Raw genomic sequence first — 23,308 nt, 5'->3', positions numbered from 1 at the left:
GATGACCGGCATTCGCCTAAATAGCATCAAAATAAAAAATACACTAGCCAAACACATAAAAGCCTTAATTGCGCTCACTTTATGTTGCTTGTTAAGTGTGTTTACAACGGCTTGCTCTAACACATCAAATCAACCGGCAAATTCCGAACCGGTCACAAATAATACAAGCAAAATACTAAAACCTGTTCAATTTAATTATTTGTTTGAAACTGCGCTAAATGATAAAAATTGGCGATTTATAAACAAGCACCTGACAAACGATTCGATTGTTCAATATATCCGCGATCAGTTTCCTGATTACCTGCCAACCGTATCAACTACGGCAACCTTAAAAAGCACCTACAGCACACTAATAACAAACCACTCGCTTGAAGAATCAGGTTGGTACTACCTTTTTTCGGAAAAAACTGAAGACTACTTAATTAGTCATTATCGGGTCGATATGGACAGCGCTGGCTATGTTTATCTGGATTTTTATTTATCGCCGGATACATTCCATATTTTAGATATTAAAAATGTATCGACCATATTCTCATCAGCAGAGCTTATTATTGGATTAGCTCAATTGGCTGTAAGTGAAAAACAAAAATCATTGTTACCATTAATGCAGGCTACCCGCAATAAAGACACAGCACAAATTAAGCGACTTTGGCCAATGCTCAGTGAAACGCATAAAAATAACCTCTATTTGCTCGATGTGATGCTGCGAAATATAGCCACCCAGCACACGTCATTTGACAACAAAATGGTGATGGATATTCTTAACCGCATGCCTGACTCACACAACCCCCCGATGGCATTTGAAGATTATTTTATTCAAAAAGAAGACTATGATTCAGCCTTGAAATCGATAGACAACATGCCGTTGTTTGCGCAGCAAGATGTCAAATTACTCTCTGAACGCGCTACACTGTATTGGTTAAAAGGCGAACTTGAATTAGCGCATCATTATGCGCACCAAGCACTGGTCGCTGACCCGTACGATTTGGAAGCCTATCTCATTTTTTTACAAATTAGTATTGTTAAAAAAGATTATCCGCTAGCCATTGAATTAATGGACGTGCTGGAAAGCCGTTTTTTATTAACTGAATGCTCTGAAGTTTTACCAGAGATAGAAGGCCACCAAGATTTTATGCAATCAAAAGCCTACAAAACACGTAATAGACAGAGTAAAACTCAAAGTTAGAAACAAACAGGCTTAAAACGAACGAAGAGAAGCTACAAAAAAGTGACTGGTGCTGCAAAGAAGCGCCGCAAAAAACAATTTTGCGGCGTTTATGATTAAATCCCCAAACTCTTAAGGTATTCTTCGTAGCTACCCTGAAAATCGACTAAACCAGTGGGTTGAATATCAATAATTCGTGTTGCTAATGAAGAGACAAACTCGCGATCATGGCTGACAAAAATAAGCGTACCTGGATAATTTTCTAGTGCTAGGTTCAACGCTTCAATTGATTCCATATCCAAGTGGTTGGTCGGCTCATCCATCAATAAAACATTTGGGTTGGTTAAAGTTAATTTACCAAACAACATGCGCCCTTTTTCACCACCAGAAAGTACACTGACTTTTTTATTCACGCTGTCGTTAGAAAATAGCATACGCCCCAGTGCGCCGCGTACTAGCTGGTCATCACCTGTCGTCCACTGTTTCATCCAATCAAACAAAGTTAAATCTTCAGCAAAATCGGTGGCATGGTCCTGTGCAAAATAACCAATCTGAGCCTGTTCAGCCCATTTTATATCACCGCTATCGGCCGCCAAATCGCCATACAAACAACGCAATAAAGTGGTTTTACCCGCACCATTCGGGCCGATAATCGCCACCCGCTCACCTGCTTCAATCATCATATTTAAATCACTAAATAAGGTGCGATCAAAACCTTTGCTTACCCCTTCTAGCGTAACCGCTTGGCGGTGCAATTTTTTCTCTTGTTCAAAACGAATAAACGGACTGATCCGGCTTGAAGGTTTTACTTCATCCAATTGAATTTTTTCAATTTGTTTGGCTCGAGATGTTGCTTGTTTTGCTTTAGAAGCGTTCGCAGAGAATCGACTCACGAAGGTTTGCAACTCAGCAATTTGTGCTTTTTTCTTCGCGTTTTCACTCAATAAACGCTCACGAGCTTGCGTAGAAGCTGTCATGTACTCATCGTAATTACCCGGATACAGACGAATTTCACCAAAATCTAAATCTGCCATATGGGTACATACAGTGTTTAAAAAGTGGCGATCGTGCGAAATGATTATAATGGTACTGTTGCGCTCAACCAAAATACCTTCCAACCAACGAATGGTGTTGATATCCAAGTTGTTGGTTGGTTCATCAAGTAACAAAATATCCGGATCTGAAAACAACGCCTGAGCTAATAAAACCCTGAGTTTCCAACCTGGCGCAACATTACTCATTGGGCCATAATGCTGTTCAATTGGAATATCTAAGCCCAGCAATAATTCGCCTGCTCGCGCTTCCGCTGTGTAACCGTCCATCTCAGCAAATTTCACTTCCAGTTCAGCAACGTCCATCCCATCCTGCTCACTCATTTCAGCTTTGCTATAAATACGATCTCGCTCGGCTTTAACGGCCCAGAGTTCCGTGTTGCCCATGAGCACAGTATCCATCACTGAATACGCTTCAAACGCAAATTGATCCTGACGTAACTTACCTAAACGCGTATCAGGCTCTTGCATTACGTTGCCTGAAGAAGGTTCTAAATCACGGCCCAGAATTTTCATAAAAGTTGATTTGCCGCACCCATTTGCACCAATTAAACCATAACGGTTACCTTGGCCAAATTTAACAGAGACATTTTCAAATAAAGGTTTGGCACCAAATTGCATGGTGATATTTGCAGTTGAGATCACGTAAAACTTCCTGAGGATGGGTAAAAAAGCGCGTATTTTAACGGAAATTAAGCGCTATAGATATGACAATTCTGTTTAATTCAAAGCTGGAAAACAATTAAATGTGTTTTGCCATAAAATTTCAGCCAGTTGTGTGGCGTCCGTTTTTTTAATTTGCTGCAAAACTTTAAAAATCTCAGGTAAATATTCGGGTAAATTAATCTCCCCCTGACGTCCACAAATTGGCATATCCGGCGCATCTGTTTCTAGTAGCAAATGCTCACTTGGGATCTGCTCCACCGCGGCGCGTGTTTTTTGGGCTCGCGGGTAGGTAATGGTACCACCAATACCCAGTTTAAACCCCAGATCAACTAATTTTTTTGCTTGTTGAAAACTCCCTGAAAATGCATGCACAACCCCACCGCAATCAAAATGAGCTTGGCGCACCAATTTACTAATATTATCAATACTTTGCCTGTGATGAATAATAACAGGCAAATTAACCTGTTTAGCCAACATAAGTTGCTGATAAAAAATATCAATTTGTTTTTGCTTATCAACAACACTGTCTAAAATATGGGCGCTAAAATCTAAGCCAATCTCACCTACTGCTACGCTATTTTCATTCGCACTTAACAATTGTTCCAGTTGCAGTAAATCATCCGTGTAATGTGATTTTTTCAAAAAATATGGGTGGAGCCCAAACGCAATATCTAGTTGTGCATACTGTTTTTTTAATTTAATTAAATCCTGCCAACTAGGCTGATTTATGGCCGGCACGAGTATGCGTTTCACCCGGTTTTTAAGTGCCCGACTTAATACCTGATCTATAGGCATTTTTTCTGCAATCAGATTAAGGTGACAATGACTATCAAAAAATTTCATAAAAAAACCTTGAAAGCAAAAAGTACCATCCCTATATATTAATCAGACGCCGATGACGGGTCTACAACGCCAGCCCTTACGGGTGGCACACAATCAAATTTTAACATATTGCTTAATAGCGAGGATATGAATATGAAAACTTTAGACTTTACACCACTATACCGTTCTTTTATTGGTTTTGATCACTTAGCCAACTTAATGGATACTGCTGCACGTAGCGATAAATCAGCAGGTTATCCCCCATACAATATCGAATTAACTGCAGAAGATAAATACCGGATTACGCTTGCAGTTGCGGGTTTTGCTGAAGATGAACTAGAAATTAATCTTGAAAACAACACATTAACTGTAACCGGCAAACGCGCAGACAAAGCAGATAACGCAGAAGAAAACGACAAACGCTTTATTTACAAAGGTATCTCAGAGCGTAACTTCGAGCGTAAATTCCAGCTTAGCGACCACATCAAAGTCAGTGGCGCTGAAATGGATAGAGGTTTGTTACACATAGACTTATATAGAGAAGTACCAGAAGCTTTAAAACCTAAAAGCATCCCAATTGGTAACAAGCAAAAATCTGAATTGTTAGAGAATAAATAACCCTCTAACGCAATAATTAACGTAAAAAGGGTCGCGGATGCGACCCTTTTTCGTTTTACGTTTAGTTTTACGTTTTTAGTATTTGCTCATCCAATCAATCGCCCTACGCCTTGAGTGATGTTAGCTAACTAGCTGAACCAACGCGATTTCTTCTATTAATTTTGATATCTGATTAGGTTTGTGAATGTAATAACCCTGCAGGTAATCCACTTCAAGCCATTCTAGGGTATGTTTAATTTCTTTGTTGGAAACATATTCAACAATGGTTTTTAAATTCATCGTATGGCCAATTTTATTAATCGCGTCTACCATTGCTTGGTCAAAAACATTCGCATCAATTTCTTTGACAAACGCCCCATCAATTTTTAAATAATCAATCGGTAAGTTTTTCAAATATCCGAATGAAGACAACCCACTGCCAAAATCATCTAACGCAAAACGCACGCCGAAATTCTTTAATTTATTAATGAAATCAGTCGCTTTATTCAAATTTGAAATCGCAACAGTTTCAGTTACCTCAAATACAATGTGCTTGCCGTCAATTTGATAGCTATTTAACATTTCCACAATATAATCTTGCAGCTCTGGTTTATTAATAGACTCACCCGAGAGGTTAATCGAACAAGATAAATCCGCTGGCAGCCTAAACCTATTTTCATCTAACCATTTAAACGTTTGCTTAATCACCCACAAATCAATGGAATACATTAAATTATATCGCTCTGCAGTAGGTATAAATGCACCGGGTTGAATAATTTCACCATCAAAATTTAAACGAAGTAAAATTTCAAATTTTAATCCTTTGTCACCCCGTTTAGTTGCCGCTATCTGCTGAAAATAAAGCTCAAACAAATCTTGTTCTAAAGCCTGCTTTATTCTGCTCACCCATTTTACCTGATTTTGCCGTGCATTCAGTTCAGAGTCATCAGGCTGATAAACATAGACATAGTTACGCCCCATATCTTTTGATACGTAACAAGCGACATCAGCCAAGTGCAATACATCATTTACATTATTAGAATATTGATCAATCGGGATAACGCCAATACTCGTAGTAACCGTAAAGTCTTTACCATCCCAACAAAAGCGGAAAGACTCAACTTGATCGCGAATACTTTCAGCAATTTTCTTAGCTCGCTCGATATCACAATTAAACAAAATTGCGGCAAACTCGTCGCCTCCTAAACGTGCAAATGTATCGTTTGACCGGACCTGTTTTTTCATTAAACGAGAAACTTGCCGCAGCAATTCATCTCCCGCTTGATGGCCACAAAGGTCGTTTACAATTTTGAATCTGTCCAGATCGATATAAAGTAAAACATGATGCTCGGCCGCTTGTATACTCTGCTCTACTAAATCTGATAGGGTGCGATCAAACTCACTTCGATTAATTAACCCGGTTAACCCATCATGTTTCGCTTGATGACTTAACTGTCTTTGAATAATTTGTGACTGCGTCACATCCTGAAACACCACAACGGTTCCGGTCACATTCTTGTTTTGGTCAAACATCGGCGCAATTGTATGCCTAATCGCACAAACAGAACCGTTTCGGCTATACAGTAACCTAGATTTACTGGTGACATGAGTTTGTTTGTTTTCAATTGCATTGCGAATAATGACATCACATGGCCTTTGTTCTGGTGAGTCAACAACGGCCATCACCTGACTTATTTTTTTGTGTTTAGCCCGTTCCAAAGGCCAACCAGTTAACGCTTCTGCTACCGGGTTCATATAAACAATGGTGGCGTTGTTTGAAGTTGTGATCACGCCATCGCCAATAGACTCTAACGTGGCATACATCTGCTCTTTCTCTTTATAAAGCGCCGCTTCAATAGCTTTGTACTCAGTCATGTCATTAATTAAACAAGTGAGTTCAATAACCGCATGACTGCTTTGCGTGATTATAATATCTAAGTAACGCGTATAATTTGCGTTTGTAGAATAGCCTTCTAAACGCAAATGGCCCGGCTGGCTAAACAAGCTTGCGCGCGCTGAAAATAAGTCTGTTTCAGTCGAGTTTTTCATTTGTGAAACTTTGTTCACATTAAATATTTGCTGGATAGATTTACCAAGCGCGTATCCTTCTGCAACAGAAAAAATACGCTCAGCTTCGGGGTTCATTCCGGTAATTTTTTGTGCTGAATCTAAAGTAACAACCCCTGCTTGAATATCCCGCACAATACTCTCAGTTTTTGCGGTTGCATCTTCTATAACATCCATTAGTTTATTATAGCGCTCTGCAATTAAGCCTACTTCTGTATAAGGCTCTACCGGAATTCTGAGCGATAAATCGTCTTTTTGTTTATCTAAATTGAGTAAAAAATCATGTAAGTCCGTTCTAGCATTATGCTCGGTCATATTCAGGCCGTTATGTTCATCTTCAGCGCTAACACGTAATGGATAAAACGAATTAACGAGCCTCAGCATTAAATAACTACATGAGAATGCCCATAAGCCACAGGTCACCACGCCTTGCAGTTGTACATAAAATTGCTCAAGACGGCTCAATCCGGTTGCTAGCACGTCAAGATCAGCAAATATTGCAACGGCAAGCGAGCCCCAAATACCAGCAAATAAATGAACAGGAATGGCTGATATTGCATCGTCTAACTTTAATCTGCCAAGTAATGTACATCCCAACAACATCACAGCAGCGCCGATTACTCCAATTAACACTGCATCTATCTGAGACACTGCATGACAAGATGCGGTTACTGAAACCAAACCAGCGAGAATACCATTTAACAGCACCACACTATCTTCAAGATACCGTGTTGGCATAATGCGGTTAAAAACAAAAGCTGCAAGCCCACCTGAAGCGGCGGCCAACAAGGTATTGATAATAATCAGAGGTATATCGCGGGTAAAAGCTAACGTGCTACCCGCATTGAAACCCACCCAGCCAACCACAAATAACACCACACCTAACATGGCTGCCGGTAAGTTACTATAAGGAATTGAATTAATATGTTGTTGAGTGAAGCGGCCAATTCTTGGCCCAATTATAATAATCGCCGCTAGCGCGACCCAGCCGCCAATACTGTGCACAACGGTAGAACCGGCAAAGTCAACAAAACCAATTTCGGCCAACTTACCAGCTTGCGTGCCACCATTAAACCAAGCCCAATGACCAAATACCGGGTAAACGATGGCGACAACCAGTAGCGTTATTATTTTATAGGCTAGAAACTTGGTTCGTTCAGCAACTGCACCGGAAACAATCGTAGCAGCGGTTGCACAAAACATAGCTTGAAAAATAAAGAAAGTCGCTTCGCTAGGATTACTCTTTTCAACCGCAAACAGAAAGCTTGTACCGCCAATCCAACCAAAATAACTTTGGCCAAACATCAGACCAAAGCTTACGACCCACCAAATTAAAAAAGTAAGCGCAAAATCGGTAGCATTTTTTAGCGCGACATTAATTGCATTTTTTTTGCGTGTTAGACCTGACTCTAAAAATAAAAAGCCGCCCTGCATAACCAAAACTAACACAGCACAAAACAACACCCATAGAATGTCTATACTCACGCTTACCTCCTAGTTTTATACTCACTAGAAGATGCAAAATATACGCCACACTATAAATGCAGGTGCCTTTTAGACACTGATTCAAGGTTGCTAATAGGCTCTGATGCTCGGTCAGTCTGCGATACGTGATGGTTCAGCGGGAATATGTGTTGAAGTCAATACGCATATATCAAACATGATAATGCAATGAGTGGCGCACCAAATTAGGGATTTTTCGCTAAATAATTCTTACCCCTATAACCATCTATAACCATCGCCTTACTTTTATCGAATACTCCCTATATTCAACAGGTAAAGCGTGCGATAAATGTTGCTCTTCAGCAATTGCCTGACGATTGAGTGTATACACGCCGAAAATTAAACATACTAAAGAAAAAACTGATGGCATTGTGCAGAAAACCACAAAACTTAAAGTCTGTGCTAAATCGCTATCGTTTTTGGCTTGTTAAACTTTTCTCGGGCTTTTTGTACTTCGTCTCTATATGCACAATATTCAGCATGATCATTAATCAGCCCCATCGCTTGCATAAATGCATAAACGGTCGTTGGGCCTACAAATTTCCAACCTTTTTTCTTAAGATCTTTAGACAGTACCTTAGAGACATCAGAAACCGAGATTGATTGCGGTGTAGCAAGCGTTGTCTGATTAGGTTCAAAGCGCCAAAAATAAGCAGCTAACGACCCATACTCTTTAACAATTAACTTAGCTTGCTGTGCGTTGTTAATAGCGGCTTCAATCTTTTTGCGATGGCGCACAATACCAGAATCGGCTAATAAACGCATAATATCGTTTTCGCCAAAAGCAGCCACCTTGTTATAGTCGAAACCAGCAAAAGCAGCGCGAAAATTTTCACGCTTTGCCAGAATAGTTCGCCAACTTAAACCGGACTGAAAACTCTCAAGCGTTATTTTTTCAAACAGTCGAATATCATCGTCTACAGGATACCCCCATTCTTTGTCATGATAAGCGATATACTCGGGCGTTGCGGTGCACCATTGACAGCGCACTTTCCCATCTTCACAGACAGCTGTTGAATTCATGATTTAAGCCTTATTAATTGATAAAAATTGAAGATTTAGCATCATCTTAAGATTTTGTCACCTAATATTCTAAGGCTTTTACATATTCATTTTTTAATGTATTTTATAAGCCATTCAGCTCGCAATACTCAAACGAAACATAGCAAGGAGATAAAATGCCCATTAGTGCGGTTCTGCCGTTAAAGGTAAGTGGTAGTTATGATGTAAATGATCTAAAAAGAGCTCATATACTATTTTCTTCACTCTCTAAATTTTTATCCCCCGGCCTTATTAGTGAGCTTTTTGTTGTAACCCCTGCAAGCGAAGTGGAAATCGTCAAGAATGAATATGCGCGCTGGGCACATTTAAACATTGTGGTAATTTCTGAAGAAGATCTTCTGCCTGAGCTGAAAAATTACCCTAAAATGCGTGGCTGGCGTAAACAGCAGTTAGTAAAAATAGCCATTGCTGACAAAATCAGCAACGAATTTTATCTAACATTAGATGCTGATGTTGTGTGTTTAAAACCAATCACTGAATCCGATTTAATAATAGATGGAAAAGCTATTCTGCAGTATGAGCAGCGCTCAAGACACCCCAAATGGTGGAAAGCGTCTAGCCGGTTATTAAAAATAAACAGTAATATTGGTCCCCAAGGCGTTGGTATGACAGTGACACCAGCATTAATGTCTAAAACATTAAGCCGAACATTGATGGCTGATTTATCGCCCAAACGCGCAAATAAGACTTGGGCAGATAACCTATGTTCCTTACACAACCCATCCGATCCAAAAAACTGGTGGTTGGGTCGTTATTTAAAACTTAAATGGACAGAGTATTCTTTATATTATTTATGTGCGTTAAAACACCAAATATTGGATGATTTTCATGTGATATGTGGTACCGAAAAGATCCCACAAAAACTATTAGTAGATGACTCACATGATTACCAAAACTGGCATGTCGCTGACAGTTTCGCAGAGCATAACCCAGGGTTATTTTTATTAGTTGGCAGTAAATCACGTTTACCGCCAAAACAAGTTTTTGAGCGCTTGTCACCATTTATAAATAATAGCAACCAGCCGGTAACCTCAGCGCTGTTTGATTGAATTGCAGTTACTTTGCAGCTTGGCATACGCTTGTGCAAAATCTTCACCCATTTTAAGATAGCCCGAGCTTAAATAATGCCAAGCATCTTTTTTTCCATATTGATAGTTTTCGGTTTGCGTCATATAGCTAGCACAAATGTCTTGTTCAACAAATAACTGCTGAGCTAAGTGTACGCGCTTGATATAAGGCATAATATCTTCTTCACCTAGCTCTGAATCTGTAATTTTGCCAATAACAACCGGTATATCATCATCTCTTAACGCAGCGCGTAGTAACCCCATCAAACGCGTTAAATTATACAAATAGGCATTCGCTGATGCATCACTATCATGCGCATCGGCTTCGCCCTGCATCCAAATAATACCCGCAGGTATTAATGTATCCGTTTCGCCATCACCATTTATATCAGCGGTAGCAAATGCATTTTTAATGGTGTTGAGTGCAAAATCATATTGGTTGTTCCCGTCTCCTTCACGAAAATCGGGTGACCAGTTGCCATAACCTGTTTTTAAATGTAAGCCAGTTCCACCGACCGAATATTTTATTAAGGCAATTTTTTTATTCGGAAACAATTTTGCTATCGTTGCAGCAAAACTGAGTTCAGCACCAAAACGAGTAGAATAACGGTTGGTTTTACCATCTGATTTAAAGCCAGTACCATGACCAGGTTTTAATTTTGACCACTTACCTAAACCGCCATTTGGTTTATTATCAAAAACCCCATTACCATGAAAAATCATAACGTTTTGTTCAGCTAACAGGTGTTCTGGCAGTTCATTGACATAACCATAACCATCCATATTAGATTGACCGCCTAAATAAAAAGTTAAATATTCTTCAGCACTGCTTATGTTTGTGAAACAAAGTAGTAGTAATACAGTTAAAATTTTTGTTTTCATTTAAAGCCCCTATTTTTGTTCATCAGATAGTGATAATTCGATAAAATCTAAAATTTTTGCATCGTCTTGATGCCCGCCGCCAAAATTCCATTTGCTAGGCTCAGGCGTCAGCTCTCGATAAGCGCCTTCACCCGTTATATCCCAAGTTGTCACATATATTTTGCTGCCTATCCAGTTTGAAAGACCAAAATCTGATAAACGATACGTAAAGCTGATTGTTTTGCTGTTTTTGTCGGTTTTCACCCGCGGTGCAACACCAAATTTTTGACCTTGATGTTTTTCGCTGGCCTGCTCTGTTGAAAAAGTAGTATTACCCCACCCGTAAACTACATGCGCTAAATCCCAATTCCAACCGTCAGGCATTTGAGAATTTAACATAGGTAAAACAGTTGCCCCATGCATATCTGGAATATCAAAAAACAAACTAAATGCGACGTTGTCAAATCCATTGGCCGGTATCCAGTCATTGGTAAATTCGCGCATGGTAAAAGTCAGGGTTAATACTTCACCACCCATTTCAGCTTTAACTGATTCAATGTCTTGTTGGCCAATACTTTGCGCATGCAGAGGTGCGCTGTAACTGCCATTTAATCCTCTATTATCCCCAACGCCATCTATAAAATTAAACACATACTCTGGCTGAGAGACTAAAGTAGTAAAATTTAAAGTATTGCTGACCGCTTTATCAATTGGCGAATAAGCGACCAGAGAAACCTGTTCTTTACCCAAATTAGTGACCCGATGTTTATATTGCCAGTTACCTTTGGCATCGGTTTGGATTTTAATTGCCGTGTCTAACCGCGTATTTTTAATGATTAAAATTTCACCATTGGTGACAGATGATTGGCCACTAATCAATAGATCTTGCGTTACAACAGAAGTCGGTGGTGTTGTCGCAATAGAAATGTGGCTTGCAGCCTTATTAGCGATTGTTTCGTTTAAAGGCGTTACTTCGGCGATCATGATGCTTTTTCCCGGCAACTCTGTTGTCAGTTTACCGTCAGAATTTAGCCTGATATCCTGATTAAAACCAAACAAAGGCGTCAGCTTGGCTATCCTGTCAGCTATTTTTATATCGCTAACTAAAATATCCTGACTCGATGTGTTAAACATAATCAGCGCTGTTCGCCCTTGATAACGGCGGGTATACGCCAATACCCCCGCGCCAGTTTTATTTGCAGCAACGATATTTAAATTGCCGCGCGTAAATAATTTATCTGAAGTCCTAAGTTTGGCCATTGATTGGATAAATTGATATAACTCGCTTTCTTGATCGAAATAATCTTTTTCGGCCAGAAAACCACCTTTAAACATAGCTTGGCGTGATTCTATCATCGCTTGAGCAGTGCCCTGGTATATGGTTGGTATACCCGGAATTGTCATAATAGTGGCTAAAGCTTGTTTGAATCCGGCAATATCGCCCGAGGCTAAAAATCGCGCCATATCATGGTTATCAATAAAGGTCGGCACAACATAAGGGTTATCATAAACCTGCATATGCTGCTGAATGCGATAAGCTAAATGGTCAGTGGGGTAACCCTGAGCAAAAACGGTTTTTAACTCATGATGCAGCGGAAATGAAATAATTGAGTTTAACTCTGGCTTTTGTTTATTGCCTAAATAACTCGCGACCTTATGCTCTGCATCATTATTATAAGGTTTTGATGTATCAAAAACTTCGCCAAATGCTAAAAAATCATCTCGCCCCGTTATTTTAGCAGCAGCATGAATACCATCTTCATCATGCATAAAGTGATGAAAAAAGTCATGCTCAACATAGCGGACAGTATCAATGCGAAACGCGTCTACACCTACATTTTTAATCCAATCACCGTAAATTTGCTTAAACGTATCAATAACAACAGGGTTTTGAGTATTAATATCTGCTAGCGAAGCTAATTGATAAGTGAATTGTTGAGATGTGTCAGAATAATCCATGATAGATGGTGTCCAGTTGTAAATATCCGCTTTTACATGTTCTGGATTATTGCGGTCAATTAAATTGAATGGTGCTTGGATAGGCGTAGGTTTCATTCCTTCTGTATTAACAAGCAATTTAAAGTTTTTTGCCGTGTCATTTGGATCATATCCGTCTATTCCGCCTTCGTAACTAAATAAATTGGCCGTGTGATTAACGACAATATCCTGAATCAAATACATGTTTTTACGATGCAATTGGTCTGAAAGTTTTTTTAAAGTATCAATATCACCAACGTGCGGATCGACTGAACTAAAGTCAGTTGCCCAGTAACCGTGGTACCCGCCATAATTAAGCGCATCGCTCCACCATTGATTAGTGACAAGCGGGGTTGTCCAAACCGCAGTTGCACCTAACCCTTCAATGTAATCAAGTTTATCGATGATGCCCTGAATATCACCGCCACTATAATGACTCTCTAAATAAGGGTTATATTCCCCCTGCCCTTGATCATTATTGGCTGCAACACCATCATTAAATCGATCTGTCATTACAAAATATATGATTTGATCGCGCCAATCGGGTGATGGAACATGCAGCAACAATTCTCCTTGTGATGCATCACTCACCTTAGATTCAGCTTTTTGTTCTTTATTTTGCTTGCTACAAGCCACCAAAATAATAGCCATACCGAGCACAACAACAATTTTTGTTCTAATCATATTAACCCGTCCCACGCTTATTGAATTTAGAAAGTTTAGCTCATTGCAGGTTAATTTTTGGATGCGACAAATCCAATTTAAAGATTCTAAAATTTTCTCAAAGAAGCTCTAAAAGCCTATATTTCCCTACACTGCAGGTTTAAATTGATTAATTTTTCGGCGTTTTAAACATAGATTCAACTTGTTCTAATTCAGCATAAAGAAATGAGATATTAAACTTGGTAATATCTCGTTTTGCTTCTAAAAACAGATTTTGTGCGAGCTCAAGGTTGCCAGATAATTTGTGCACCTTAGACATTTTCAGTTTGATTGCACATATATCAATAACCTTTCCGGTAACCTCATAAAACCTGAGTGATTTATTGAGACTATCTAATGCACTTTGGTAGTCTTTTATTTTTGTTAAAACCTCACCTGATTCCGCATTAATTCGAGCGCCTAAAAGCGATGGTGGGTATTCAGATATCAACTCTGCTGCGCTGTTTAAAAAATCAAGTGCCGCCTGATATTGGTGTTTTGCAAATGCAACCATCCCTCTGTAATAAAGTAGTTTTGATTTTTCTTCCAATTTTAAATTAGGTAGCGCATTTAATTTATCGTAAAGTTGTAACGCATCTGCGTAATCACCCAGCCAGATATATAAGCGCATAAGATACGTCATCGCAACGACTGAATCGGGCTCGATTTTAAGGTAGCTTTCAAAAAAACTAACTGCACTGCTCCAGTCTGTTTCGTATGCCAACATTGCTTCGGCAAATAACGCATGTTTAAATTCGTTCTTTAAGTGTATATGGTTATCCGCTACCGAACCGTTTATTTGTTGCAGCACTTCATTTGCAGCCTTTACCAAACCTTGATCAAGAGACTCTGCGAAAATGACTTTTTTGTGAACGTTATTGGGGCTATTGACTGTAATCGATATGGTATATTCCATATTTTTACCGATGAACGTTACCTCTACCGCGTGTGTCGCCCCTGACAAATTTAATATTCGTTGAATGTTTAACGATTTTTGCTCAATAGAAAAACCAGCTGAATTAATTAAACTGATTGTTTCTTCCGTACTAAATACCTGCAACGAAGCTGTTACACTTTCTAAAGTAGAGATTATGTGATCCATGCCTCCTATACTTAACCATTTTCTGTCTTCATACTCGATTTCATTTTGTACAGGTAATATTAAAATTCGCGTGTCGGTTGGCAAAGCATGACGGCTATCACTAGAAGATAAAAAGTAAATTACCCCTACAACTGCCAACACAATTAACGCACTGCAGCTCGCAGTAACGAGTTTCCAATTAAGCTTGCGCGTGGATTTTTCTTGTGTCGGTTCGACATGCGCGACAAATTGATAGCCTTGCCTAGGATGGCTAACAATGACTTTGCTATCTTCTAAAAGTTTGCGAATTTCACTAATAGACTGAAATACAACACCTTCATCCACAGTAACATCGGGCCAAACTGCGCTTAATAATTCTTCTTTACTTTTAATAGCATGTTGATTGGAAATAAAATAAAGCAGTAATTTGAGTGTTCGTGGTCTTATTTTTTTTATTTTATCACCACACACTAAAGTCCGGTCATTCGGATCTAACACTAAATCATTTATTCTGTAGTTCATTAATTGCCCGAAAGTATGCTCTGGTAGTTACCGAAAAAACGATGTTAAATATATCTTTCCGCTCAATAACGCACTGTTAACGGCACTTGACCAATAGACATCTAAACAAGAATGAATGACAAGACTGAAAGACACAACAACTGAAACAAATACAATCGCCAGTATTATATGATAATGAATGGATTTAATCTGGAATGCAAAAAACTTAAAGGAAATTTAAAGAGAAGTCGTGTCGATGTGTGCTTGAGAAAAGCTTTAAAATTGAGCGGATAAGTACCAATTGCGCAAATTGGTACTTAATATTAGACGTACAAAATGACGAGTCATCTGTTAGACAGCGAGATGATCAACAATTGCTTTACCAACAGCGTGCGCGCTAGCCGGGTTTTGCCCTGTAATTAGACGATCATCCTCAACCACAAAAGATCCCCACGGCTGAATTTTATTAAAACGGGCTGCTTTCCGGGTTAGTGCTTCTTCTAGTAAAAAAGGCACGTCATCAATCGTGCCATAATCTATCTCTTCTTCACGGGTAAAACTGGTGATGGATTTGTCCGCAAGCAAAGATTCACCGTTACTCAAATCGATGGGTAACAATGCCGCTGGACCGTGGCATACAGCAGCGATTATGCCGCCACGCTCATAAAGCTGCGCTGCTAATTTTGCAAAATCTTGATTCGTCGCTAAATCAGATAACAGGCCGAATCCACCCGGGTAAAAGACAGCATCGTAGTCTGCGATATTAACTTGAGATACAGGGGTTGTATTATTCACACGGTTTTGGAAATCTTTATCGGATAGCATGTTGCTATTTACATCATCACCTTCAATGTCTTGACCATAAATAGGTGCTTTACCGCCTTTAATGGATGCAATTTCATAGTCAATGCCAGCTTCTTTTAGTACGTGCACTACGTGCGTCAATTCAGGCGAGAAAGTGCCGTTTTCTTGTTCGGTTTCACCTAGCGTTGCGTGATTAGTGACTGGAATAAGTACTTTTTTCATATTTGTCCCTCATTAAATATTTGAGTTCTAGCGTTGAGTTTTAGTGTTAAGTTCTAATGTTAAGTTCTAATGCAGGTTGCTAACCATGACACTACTTTAATAAATTGCAGGACTGATGATAATCCCCTAAAATAGATAAACAGTATTGCCATATAGCAACAATGAGAGCAAATGGACAGTTTTGAGGGCATTATTGAATTTGTCGCCGTAGCACAAAGCAATGGGTTTTCTGCAGCTGCCACTCAGTTGGGATGCAGTACAAGCCACGTCAGCCGGCAAGTAGCGCGTTTAGAAAAACGTTTAGGTTGTGTTCTGCTCGCCCGTTCAACCCGTGTAGTGACATTGACAGAAGCGGGGGCCGACTATTATCAGCATGCCAAAATGCTGGTCGAAGGCTTGCAACAAGCAAATGAACAGGTAAATAGACAACAGGTAGCGTTAAGCGGTACGTTAAGAGTGAGTGCGGCGGGCGGACTTGCCGAACATTTTGTGGGCCCTGCCCTAATGGAATTTGTTGCTCAGCACCCCGGGTTAACCGTTGATCTCGATATGAATAGTCGCTTGGTAAATCTACCAGAAGATGGTATTGATTTTGCGATTCGATATGGTGAGTTAAATGACTCAAATTTAATTGCCCGTAAACTCGTCAACCGCCCCATGATGGCCGTTGCCAGCAAACGCTACCTGCAACAACATGGCACACCTAAACATCCTTTTGATTTGCAAGACCACAGCTGTATTGTTTCCAACAAAGACTTATGGGAATTCAATATTGATGGTAAAAAAGAAGTGACAAAAGTAAAAGGAAGATGGCGTAGCAATAATGCCAACATGGTTTTAAATGCCTGCAAAAAAGGCTTAGGCGTCGCCTACATGCCCAAAAGCACATTTACAGATGCCATTGCAAAACAGCAACTTATACCAATACTGGAACCTTTTTGGGGACAAGGCACCAGTAGTTGGATTGTATACCACAATAAGCAATTCATGCCTTTGAGAGTAAGATTAGCCATTGATTTTCTTTTGCAACATTTCGCGAATTGGGATGAAACTTCACAATAATTAAGCTTGCCAGTGTTGACGGTTCGCTTTACAGTTTAACCAACTCATTTAAATCATTATTTGGATATACTTATCATGGAGCAAGATAAAGCAAGTTCTACCGCTTATACCGTATTGCAAGGTACTTTATATACAGCTAACAAGTCTCAGTATGCGTCGCTGGTGTCTGAAGACGTAATCACGGCATGTCAACAAATATTGCAAGCGTCTGAAATCGGGCGCGCACGCCTGAAACAATTAGAAAGTAAATCATATAACCTCTTAGCATCGTTTGCTGAAAAAATATTAATGCCGGGCATTACATTGCATTATGTATTGCGAAAACGTTATATAGAAGAAGTCGTTCGCGAAGCCTTAACAGATGGAGTGACTCAAGTTGTTAATCTAGGTGCAGGGTTCGACTGTTTGGCATGGCGGTTACATAAAGAGTATTCAGAGGTCAACTTTATCGAAATCGATCACCCAGCCACCAATGCAGAAAAAGAAAAAGCGTTGTTTGATACTCAACCTGAAAATCTCAGTTTATTAGCGATTGACTTTAGTCAAACAGATACCAAAGGGGCATTAAGCCAATTCGACCGATTTGATCCCAGTAGGCCCACAATTTATATTTGTGAAGGCGTATTAATGTACCTTAAAAAGCAAGATGTCGATCTTTTATTTAAAAACTTAAAAGAATTAACAGGTACATCAACACGTATTGTATTCAGTGCTTTAGAGCCGATGTCTAGTGCTAATAATAATACAGGTTTGCTTTTAAGAATTTACTTAAAGCTCGTGTCAGAGCCATTAAATTGGACGATTTCTTCAACAGATATTTCGGAATTTTTAGACAAACAAGCGTTTAAATTACTCGAAATTGCAGACACGCCGCTATTGGCTGAAAAGTCTCTGAAAGGCATAAAACATGGCACCTTACACAAAGGTGAATATCTTGTTTTAGCTAGAGTCAAAGAAGCATAAATTGGTACTTAAATAGTTAAATAAATTCAAGCCTAAAATACTAAGCGTGGCAAAACACTCTAGAGCTGTTTGTTGTAACCTTACCTGCTGCTCTTTATGCACATCAAACAATGTGCAGAGGGAGCGATCATGATGTGTGGACACAGATTTTGCCCCCTAGATAAAACAGGAACAATATTAAGACAGCTCCCCAAAAAATAATCCTCTGTACACCACGCGTCTTTTGATTAAAGTGATATATTGCATCACCGATTTTCTTATCTGCTTTTACACGAGTAATATCAACATCTTTAATGCCAGCAGCTTTAAACGCTAACAAAGAAACAACAAATATGAACAACAGGGGTAAGAAAACACTTTTAAATGAAAATTTAAAATTTTCCCATTCAATTTCGTAGGCAGCATATCCAGCTACTGCGACACCAGACAATATAATGACCATAGCGGCTAAATATCCATTTAATTTCTTTTTCATCAAATCCTGTCATCTTATTAAGTTGCGGCTTCGCGCAACATATCCTTATTTATTATGCATGGTAACAAATGCGAATGGTTACTTAACCATTAGAGTCCACAACCTTGTTGGGATAGAAATTGTGTATTAAGAAAAGTGATTACTTTATCAAAGTTATCATGATGTTCGTTATGCCCGCCCACTAGGGAGATATGCTGGCTCGGGAATGGAAAATCATTTGCTTTTAACCGGTTAATTATGATTTCAGACATTTCCATTGATGGCCACTGTTCATCTTCGGTGCCGGAGATAAGCAGCACGGGCCCGGAAATGTTTTCAACTTTTATTGCTGCAGCCTCCATAGCCTCGGTATTCTGCATCATTTTTTCGAAAGCCCCCCGCAAGTTGCCTGTCAACAAATCGGGAGTAACGCTCCATGGTACAGGAACAAAAGGAAGGGACTTTTTGTTGTGGGAAAATCCGGGTGTCGTCATAGCATCGTTAACTGCAGCAAAAACTGAACTTCCTGGGACGATACCGATAACACTTTTGTATTCTTGATAATAGCTGCCTAAAAGCAGTGCCAGTTCGCCGCCCCGGGACACTCCCATAACTGAAATGCAATTTTCGTTTATACGTGGATTTTGTGCTGCCTCTATTACAGCCTTGTGCACACCTTCAATGGCGATTCGATCTAGACTTTTAGGGGTGTTCTCAGTGCCGAAATAGGCTATTGATAGGAAAGCATAACCATTATTCTGCAGTAGTTTTCTCTGTTTCTCTCCGTGCGGCCCAGCCCAGCCATTCCCTCCATCGGCGCCGCCAAGGCCAACAACCAAAGGCTGGTTACTACCTTCGCTTAAGAATAGCTTTACTTCAACTTCTCCGTATTTTTCCGGCAAAGTCTCAGTATCAAATGAATATACCGTGTAGTTTGCATAGGCAAATAACAATATAAATAGAGCAATAATTGCAACTAACAACCATTTAAAAACACGTAACACCAGTTTCATTTAATATCCTTTTTTTAGCAAGTCACAAATACTCGTAAGCTTGCAAAACGCTCCTTTAACGAGCAAAATTATGTTGGCTATAATGTGAAGCGGAGCGAAACAAAGCCAACGTAATTTTGTCCACTATTGAACAATTTGTTGAACGAAGCCGCTATGCGGCAGAATAAAGCGATCGTGGCTTTAATTAAATAACTGCGAATACTGGCAGCCATTTAATTGGAGTCCACCACCATGAACAGCCACGATCAAACTCAATTTAATACTTTGTATTTAACTTATATCAACGAGTTAAAATTGCAAGGTAAAAGCGATAAAACCATTGAGTGTTATAGTCGGGCCTTGCGCCAAACTGCTGACTTTTTTGATACTTGCCCTGATGACTTATCCGTTGAAGATTTGAAACGCTTCAACAAAGTTACCCATCTTGTGGTAATCGTCACTTGCCCGTGCTGCCATTATGAAATTACAGGAGAAAAAAAACTAACATGAAAAACAATGCGTTAAAAATCACGGCCGAAAACTGTCTAGCTTCACTCGCCTTGAAAAAAGTCAGCCATAACGACAAACCTATTTATTTCCTTATATAAGCAGAACTCAACACCGGGCTTGTGACGTGCAAGGATGCACTAATGCCGTGACTGCAGGATGCAGAGAAACGGTCCAACAATAGAATTAAGTTGCGGCTGCGCGCAACTTATCCTTATTTATTAGCTTTCTAGGATACACAGATATTAAGAACAGCTTTCATTTTTGAAAAATCACAATGGACACCTAATATATTTGCATCAATCCAGTCATCAACACTTACAGCATCGAAAGATATCTCAAACCCAGCATTAATAACTAGATGTTCAAAAAAAATACGCTGAGCACGACCGTTACCTTCCCTAAAAGGGTAAATCATATTTAGATCACAATAATATTCTGATAACTTTGTAATAAACTCGCTGTATTCTAGACCCACTAAATAGTTATCTTGCGACAACTTGTTTAATAACTTATTAGCTTCATTTTCGATAAATGAAACATTACAAAATCTAGTATGCCCTTTTGTAATATCGATCTCTCTGAGTTTTCCTGACCACTCGTATAAATCTGAAAAAAGAGCATGGTGAATGTTGCAAAGGTAAGCTAAATCATAAGGGGGCTCTTTGAATTCAATAGCTGCAGCGGCAACAAAGGATAAGTCTCTTTCCGCTTCAGAGAGTAAGTTTTCATCTTGAATTGACAACTTATTCTTAAGTAAGTTAGTACCAGGATAACAACATGGGTCATCCCCAACACCATATTTATCAAGCATTGACTAATTGTGCTCTTTTCGCGTAATACTTCAATAACTCATCTCGTTTATCTTGGAGCTGCTTCTTATTAGCACTTAAATCAAGTTTTTTAGATGATATCCCCTCCAAACGAAGACTTTCATTATAGTTTTTGAGTTTAACTGAGTTTGAATATTCAATTTTATCAGATAGTGATAATAATTTACGTTTCCTCTGATTTTTTGATGCAATTCGGCGGGCCTTAGCTTTTGCTAAATCTAACTTATATAAGCGCTCAATAATTGAAGAACCTGTCTCGAACGCGCCCCAAGACTCTATAAAGAAGTAAAAAGAGTTTTTCTCTCTTCTTTTTTTGATACATATACCTAGATTTGAGTGCAAATCTTTCAGAACTGATTGAACTTTCCTTTCTGAAATACCTGTAGAATTAACTATAACCTTAGTATTAACATGTTTAAATTGTACTAGAGCTGCTAAAACTTCAAATTCGTATTTCATAGAAAATACCTTCCTGCATATATATGCGTATTTAAATGTAGTTTACTGTAATTTGGCAGATAGCAGCTTGGATCAGAAAGAAAGCTAACGCTTAGTATTCATGCACACGTAGTTTGTGTGAATGCATCACTTGTTGAACGGGCAAACAACGCTGTTGTCTGGTTTGATTTATGCTTTAGGAACCACTGGATAAGGCGCAGAGTGAGAATGTGTTACTGGCGACAATGGCGAAAGCCCAGAACTAAAGTAAGAAACCTTATGAAACGAGGTGTGCATTTGTGAGGTACGAACAAAGCCAACTGTTTTTTGTCCGCACTTTTAATTTGCTTTGTTAGAAAGCCTGGATTCTATACTCAAGGCTTTTATTTCTGAGTTGGAAAGATACAACACGGCTATGTTCGTCATAACTTACGATTTGATTCATAGTCTTACTTTTAAAATAGTCACCAATCTCACTAGCTGAAATATCTCTAGAAAATAAGACTGTATGACTAACTGAGCTTACCTTACATGCTGGCATGTCAGAGTTACTCCTGCACCTATCATCTAAAGTTGGCATTGAAACAGAAACCGAGTAAAAATTATTAGCTTGTTTGTCAGCATCCAAATAGACTCTTGTGCTTACAGTAGCAACCATACAACCAGAACCAATATAGTGTTTATGAGAGCGGCCGGAAATAGAACTTTGTCCAATCCTAAGCCTTTCTCCACTATCTGTCGAAATTGGAAAAGACTGGTAATACTCGTGAGCACATTGTTCCCGTTTAGAGTTCGATATTTCTGAAGAAGGTAAATACCCCCAATCCCAAACAGGATCAGGCTCTTTTTTCCCACAACCAAATAAAAGCAACAAAGCTAAAAGGTAAATAAAATTCTTCATAGGCTTTCTAACGAGACTGTAGAAAAACAACAATCTCAGCTTTAATAAATAAAACCAGTTTAATCTGTAAATTGTTGAAAAGAAACATTGAGTTGCCAGATCCCATGTGATCTAATAACTATTATTCGCTAACGCAACTTATTTATGGCCAACTACAAGCCAGACTACTCACACCAAAACCAATTTATCGCTGTTGATTTCTCTGCGCAAATTGTTCCGGGTACATTCGAATATGCCTTAAGCCATATTATTGATAACCACCTCGACTTATCCTCGTTTAATGCCCGTTATAAAAATGATAAAGGCGGGGCAAGCGCTTATTCACCGGCCATCATGCTCAAAATCATCTTACAAGCGCAAGCTTGGGGGTCGGTTGGAGAACAACAAACCTTACAACCCGCCATCAAACAACTACAAAAAACGCTCTCTAAAATCCAACAAGCAGACAGCTTAATCAGGCTAAAAAGCGAAAGGTCCGTACCGATAAAAGCCACAAACTCTTTACCTACCATGAGTTCACATTCAACGAAGCAAACTTAACCTGTATCTGCCCTGCGGGTAACCCCATGTGGCTAACCGCCAAACCAAAAACAGATGCAACGCATACTCGCTTTCAAGCGTACCTTAAAGATTGTCGAGATTGCCCTATGCGCGAGCAATGTATGCAAAAAGAACCGAAGAAATACGGCCGGCAAGTTTCAATACCAATAGACAAACTGCGCTCAGCAGCACAAATACTCAGCGATAAAATGAAAGCTAAAAATAGACAGCCCACAAGGGCGGCGTGAATATAGTAAACGACTCGGTTGCATTGAACCTGTATTTGCCAATATTACTAAAAATAAAGGGATGAATTACTTCACGTTACGTGGAAAAACAAAAGTAAATGCCCAATGGCAAATGTATTGTTTAGTCCATAATATCGAAAAACTCAGAAATAGTCTGCATTAGAATCGCTAAACCAAGTAAAATGGCACCTCCCTCCGCCAAAAAGACAGTTACCTCCCAA

General features: G+C 39.3%; 19 protein-coding genes and 2 pseudogenes. 8 read left to right on the top strand and 13 right to left on the bottom strand.

Annotated elements, in window-relative coordinates; genetic code table 11:
- Position 1 precedes the first annotated feature (1 nt).
- Positions 2-1,186, top strand: a complete 1,185-nt coding sequence (locus FNT16_RS13850) for a tetratricopeptide repeat protein (RefSeq protein WP_143872126.1) — start codon at positions 2-4, stop codon at positions 1,184-1,186.
- A 95-nt stretch (positions 1,187-1,281) separates the two neighbouring features.
- Here FNT16_RS13850 and FNT16_RS13845 read toward each other — a convergent pair whose 3' ends face one another.
- Positions 1,282-2,862 (bottom strand): ABC-F family ATPase, encoded by a 1,581-nt coding sequence (locus tag FNT16_RS13845; RefSeq protein ID WP_143872125.1) that lies wholly within the window; start codon positions 2,860-2,862, stop codon positions 1,282-1,284.
- A 75-nt stretch (positions 2,863-2,937) separates the two neighbouring features.
- On the bottom strand, positions 2,938-3,726 hold the full coding sequence (locus FNT16_RS13840; RefSeq protein WP_143872124.1) for a TatD family hydrolase: 789 nt from the start codon (positions 3,724-3,726) through the stop codon (positions 2,938-2,940).
- A gap of 132 nt (positions 3,727-3,858) precedes the next feature.
- Between FNT16_RS13840 and FNT16_RS13835 the strand changes: the two genes are divergently transcribed.
- Entirely contained in the window at positions 3,859-4,323 is a 465-nt protein-coding gene (locus FNT16_RS13835) for an Hsp20 family protein (RefSeq protein ID WP_143872123.1), read from the top strand.
- Between the two features lie 120 nt (positions 4,324-4,443).
- Here FNT16_RS13835 and amt read toward each other — a convergent pair whose 3' ends face one another.
- Positions 4,444-7,854, bottom strand: a complete 3,411-nt coding sequence (gene amt, locus FNT16_RS13830; RefSeq protein ID WP_143872122.1) for an ammonium transporter — start codon at positions 7,852-7,854, stop codon at positions 4,444-4,446.
- 420 nt (positions 7,855-8,274) lie between these two features.
- Positions 8,275-8,895, bottom strand: a complete 621-nt coding sequence (locus FNT16_RS13825) for a DNA-3-methyladenine glycosylase I (protein ID WP_143872121.1) — start codon at positions 8,893-8,895, stop codon at positions 8,275-8,277.
- Between the two features lie 155 nt (positions 8,896-9,050).
- Here FNT16_RS13825 and FNT16_RS13820 point away from each other — a divergent pair, with 155 nt between their 5' ends.
- Positions 9,051-9,983, top strand: a complete 933-nt coding sequence (locus FNT16_RS13820) for a DUF6492 family protein (RefSeq protein ID WP_143872120.1) — start codon at positions 9,051-9,053, stop codon at positions 9,981-9,983.
- Here FNT16_RS13820 and FNT16_RS13815 read toward each other — a convergent pair.
- From FNT16_RS13815 to FNT16_RS13800, 4 genes are all read right to left on the bottom strand, one after another.
- On the bottom strand, positions 9,966-10,883 hold the full coding sequence (locus FNT16_RS13815; protein WP_143872119.1) for a sialate O-acetylesterase: 918 nt from the start codon (positions 10,881-10,883) through the stop codon (positions 9,966-9,968). The two genes, FNT16_RS13820 and FNT16_RS13815, sit on opposite strands and share 18 nt — an antisense overlap.
- 9 nt (positions 10,884-10,892) lie before the next feature.
- The gene (locus FNT16_RS13810; protein ID WP_143872118.1) at positions 10,893-13,523 is read right to left on the bottom strand and encodes an alpha-amylase family glycosyl hydrolase; all 2,631 of its coding nucleotides are present in this window, start codon (positions 13,521-13,523) and stop codon (positions 10,893-10,895) included.
- A gap of 148 nt (positions 13,524-13,671) precedes the next feature.
- Entirely contained in the window at positions 13,672-15,144 is a 1,473-nt protein-coding gene (locus FNT16_RS13805) for a winged helix-turn-helix domain-containing protein (RefSeq protein WP_143872117.1), read from the bottom strand.
- A 330-nt stretch (positions 15,145-15,474) separates the two neighbouring features.
- Positions 15,475-16,149, bottom strand: a complete 675-nt coding sequence (locus FNT16_RS13800; RefSeq protein ID WP_143872116.1) for a type 1 glutamine amidotransferase domain-containing protein — start codon at positions 16,147-16,149, stop codon at positions 15,475-15,477.
- 171 nt (positions 16,150-16,320) lie between these two features.
- On the opposite strand from FNT16_RS13800, the gene FNT16_RS13795 reads away from it, so the two are divergent.
- A complete protein-coding gene (locus FNT16_RS13795) occupies positions 16,321-17,211 on the top strand; it encodes a LysR family transcriptional regulator (protein WP_143872115.1) in 891 nt (296 codons plus the stop codon).
- Positions 17,212-17,286: 75 nt separating this feature from the next.
- On the top strand, positions 17,287-18,174 hold the full coding sequence (locus FNT16_RS13790) for a class I SAM-dependent methyltransferase (RefSeq protein ID WP_143872114.1): 888 nt from the start codon (positions 17,287-17,289) through the stop codon (positions 18,172-18,174).
- A gap of 127 nt (positions 18,175-18,301) precedes the next feature.
- Here FNT16_RS13790 and FNT16_RS13785 read toward each other — a convergent pair whose 3' ends face one another.
- Together FNT16_RS13785 and FNT16_RS13780 are read right to left on the bottom strand one after the other, a co-directional pair.
- A complete protein-coding gene (locus tag FNT16_RS13785) occupies positions 18,302-18,649 on the bottom strand; it encodes a hypothetical protein (protein WP_143872113.1) in 348 nt (115 codons plus the stop codon).
- Between the two features lie 89 nt (positions 18,650-18,738).
- Positions 18,739-19,641, bottom strand: a complete 903-nt coding sequence (locus tag FNT16_RS13780) for an acyl-CoA thioester hydrolase/BAAT C-terminal domain-containing protein (RefSeq protein WP_143872112.1) — start codon at positions 19,639-19,641, stop codon at positions 18,739-18,741.
- Positions 19,642-19,872: 231 nt separating this feature from the next.
- Between FNT16_RS13780 and FNT16_RS13775 the strand changes: the two genes are divergently transcribed.
- Complete coding sequence (locus FNT16_RS13775) at positions 19,873-20,130, top strand: phage integrase N-terminal SAM-like domain-containing protein (protein WP_143872111.1); 258 nt, start codon at positions 19,873-19,875, stop codon at positions 20,128-20,130.
- Between the two features lie 226 nt (positions 20,131-20,356).
- On the opposite strand, the gene FNT16_RS13770 is transcribed toward FNT16_RS13775, so the two are convergent.
- Both FNT16_RS13770 and FNT16_RS13765 read right to left on the bottom strand, forming a co-directional pair.
- A complete protein-coding gene (locus tag FNT16_RS13770; protein WP_143872110.1) occupies positions 20,357-20,941 on the bottom strand; it encodes a putative adenosine monophosphate-protein transferase Fic in 585 nt (194 codons plus the stop codon).
- A complete protein-coding gene (locus FNT16_RS13765; RefSeq protein WP_143872109.1) occupies positions 20,934-21,419 on the bottom strand; it encodes a YhfG family protein in 486 nt (161 codons plus the stop codon). Before FNT16_RS13765 ends, FNT16_RS13770 begins: the two co-directional genes overlap by 8 nt.
- Positions 21,420-21,599: 180 nt before the next feature.
- Between FNT16_RS13765 and FNT16_RS21155 the strand changes: the two are divergent.
- Positions 21,600-21,698 (top strand): annotated as a pseudogene (locus FNT16_RS21155) (group II intron maturase-specific domain-containing protein); the annotation flags it as partial.
- A 52-nt stretch (positions 21,699-21,750) separates the two neighbouring features.
- On the opposite strand, the gene FNT16_RS13755 reads toward FNT16_RS21155, so the two are convergent.
- Entirely contained in the window at positions 21,751-22,299 is a 549-nt protein-coding gene (locus tag FNT16_RS13755) for a hypothetical protein (RefSeq protein WP_143872108.1), read from the bottom strand.
- A 144-nt stretch (positions 22,300-22,443) separates the two neighbouring features.
- Here FNT16_RS13755 and FNT16_RS21150 point away from each other — a divergent pair.
- Positions 22,444-23,250, top strand: a pseudogene (locus FNT16_RS21150) (transposase).
- Positions 23,251-23,308 lie beyond the last annotated feature (58 nt).

Source organism: Catenovulum sediminis (genome assembly GCF_007289895.1).
GTDB classification, from domain to species: Bacteria; Pseudomonadota; Gammaproteobacteria; order Enterobacterales; family Alteromonadaceae; genus Catenovulum; species Catenovulum sediminis.
The sequence above is the reverse complement of the archived record's forward strand: the minus strand, read 5'-3'. Positions and strand labels throughout refer to the sequence as shown.

Bases quoted from the DNA above. Each gene is read 5' to 3' on its own strand.
- FNT16_RS13850 (WP_143872126.1), top strand. From the start codon at position 2: ATGACCGGCATTCGCCTAAATAGCATCAAAATAAAAAATACACTAGCC.
- FNT16_RS13840 (WP_143872124.1), bottom strand. From the start codon at position 3,726: ATGAAATTTTTTGATAGTCATTGTCACCTTAATCTGATTGCAGAAAAA.
- FNT16_RS13835 (WP_143872123.1), top strand. From the start codon at position 3,859: ATGAAAACTTTAGACTTTACACCACTATACCGTTCTTTTATTGGTTTT.
- FNT16_RS13825 (WP_143872121.1), bottom strand. From the start codon at position 8,895: ATGAATTCAACAGCTGTCTGTGAAGATGGGAAAGTGCGCTGTCAATGG.
- FNT16_RS13820 (WP_143872120.1), top strand. From the start codon at position 9,051: ATGCCCATTAGTGCGGTTCTGCCGTTAAAGGTAAGTGGTAGTTATGAT.
- FNT16_RS13815 (WP_143872119.1), bottom strand. From the start codon at position 10,883: ATGAAAACAAAAATTTTAACTGTATTACTACTACTTTGTTTCACAAAC.
- FNT16_RS13810 (WP_143872118.1), bottom strand. From the start codon at position 13,523: ATGATTAGAACAAAAATTGTTGTTGTGCTCGGTATGGCTATTATTTTG.
- FNT16_RS13805 (WP_143872117.1), bottom strand. From the start codon at position 15,144: ATGAACTACAGAATAAATGATTTAGTGTTAGATCCGAATGACCGGACT.
- FNT16_RS13800 (WP_143872116.1), bottom strand. From the start codon at position 16,149: ATGAAAAAAGTACTTATTCCAGTCACTAATCACGCAACGCTAGGTGAA.
- FNT16_RS13795 (WP_143872115.1), top strand. From the start codon at position 16,321: ATGGACAGTTTTGAGGGCATTATTGAATTTGTCGCCGTAGCACAAAGC.
- FNT16_RS13790 (WP_143872114.1), top strand. From the start codon at position 17,287: ATGGAGCAAGATAAAGCAAGTTCTACCGCTTATACCGTATTGCAAGGT.
- FNT16_RS13785 (WP_143872113.1), bottom strand. From the start codon at position 18,649: ATGAAAAAGAAATTAAATGGATATTTAGCCGCTATGGTCATTATATTG.
- FNT16_RS13780 (WP_143872112.1), bottom strand. From the start codon at position 19,641: ATGAAACTGGTGTTACGTGTTTTTAAATGGTTGTTAGTTGCAATTATT.
- FNT16_RS13775 (WP_143872111.1), top strand. From the start codon at position 19,873: ATGAACAGCCACGATCAAACTCAATTTAATACTTTGTATTTAACTTAT.
- FNT16_RS13770 (WP_143872110.1), bottom strand. From the start codon at position 20,941: ATGCTTGATAAATATGGTGTTGGGGATGACCCATGTTGTTATCCTGGT.
- FNT16_RS13765 (WP_143872109.1), bottom strand. From the start codon at position 21,419: ATGAAATACGAATTTGAAGTTTTAGCAGCTCTAGTACAATTTAAACAT.
- FNT16_RS13755 (WP_143872108.1), bottom strand. From the start codon at position 22,299: ATGAAGAATTTTATTTACCTTTTAGCTTTGTTGCTTTTATTTGGTTGT.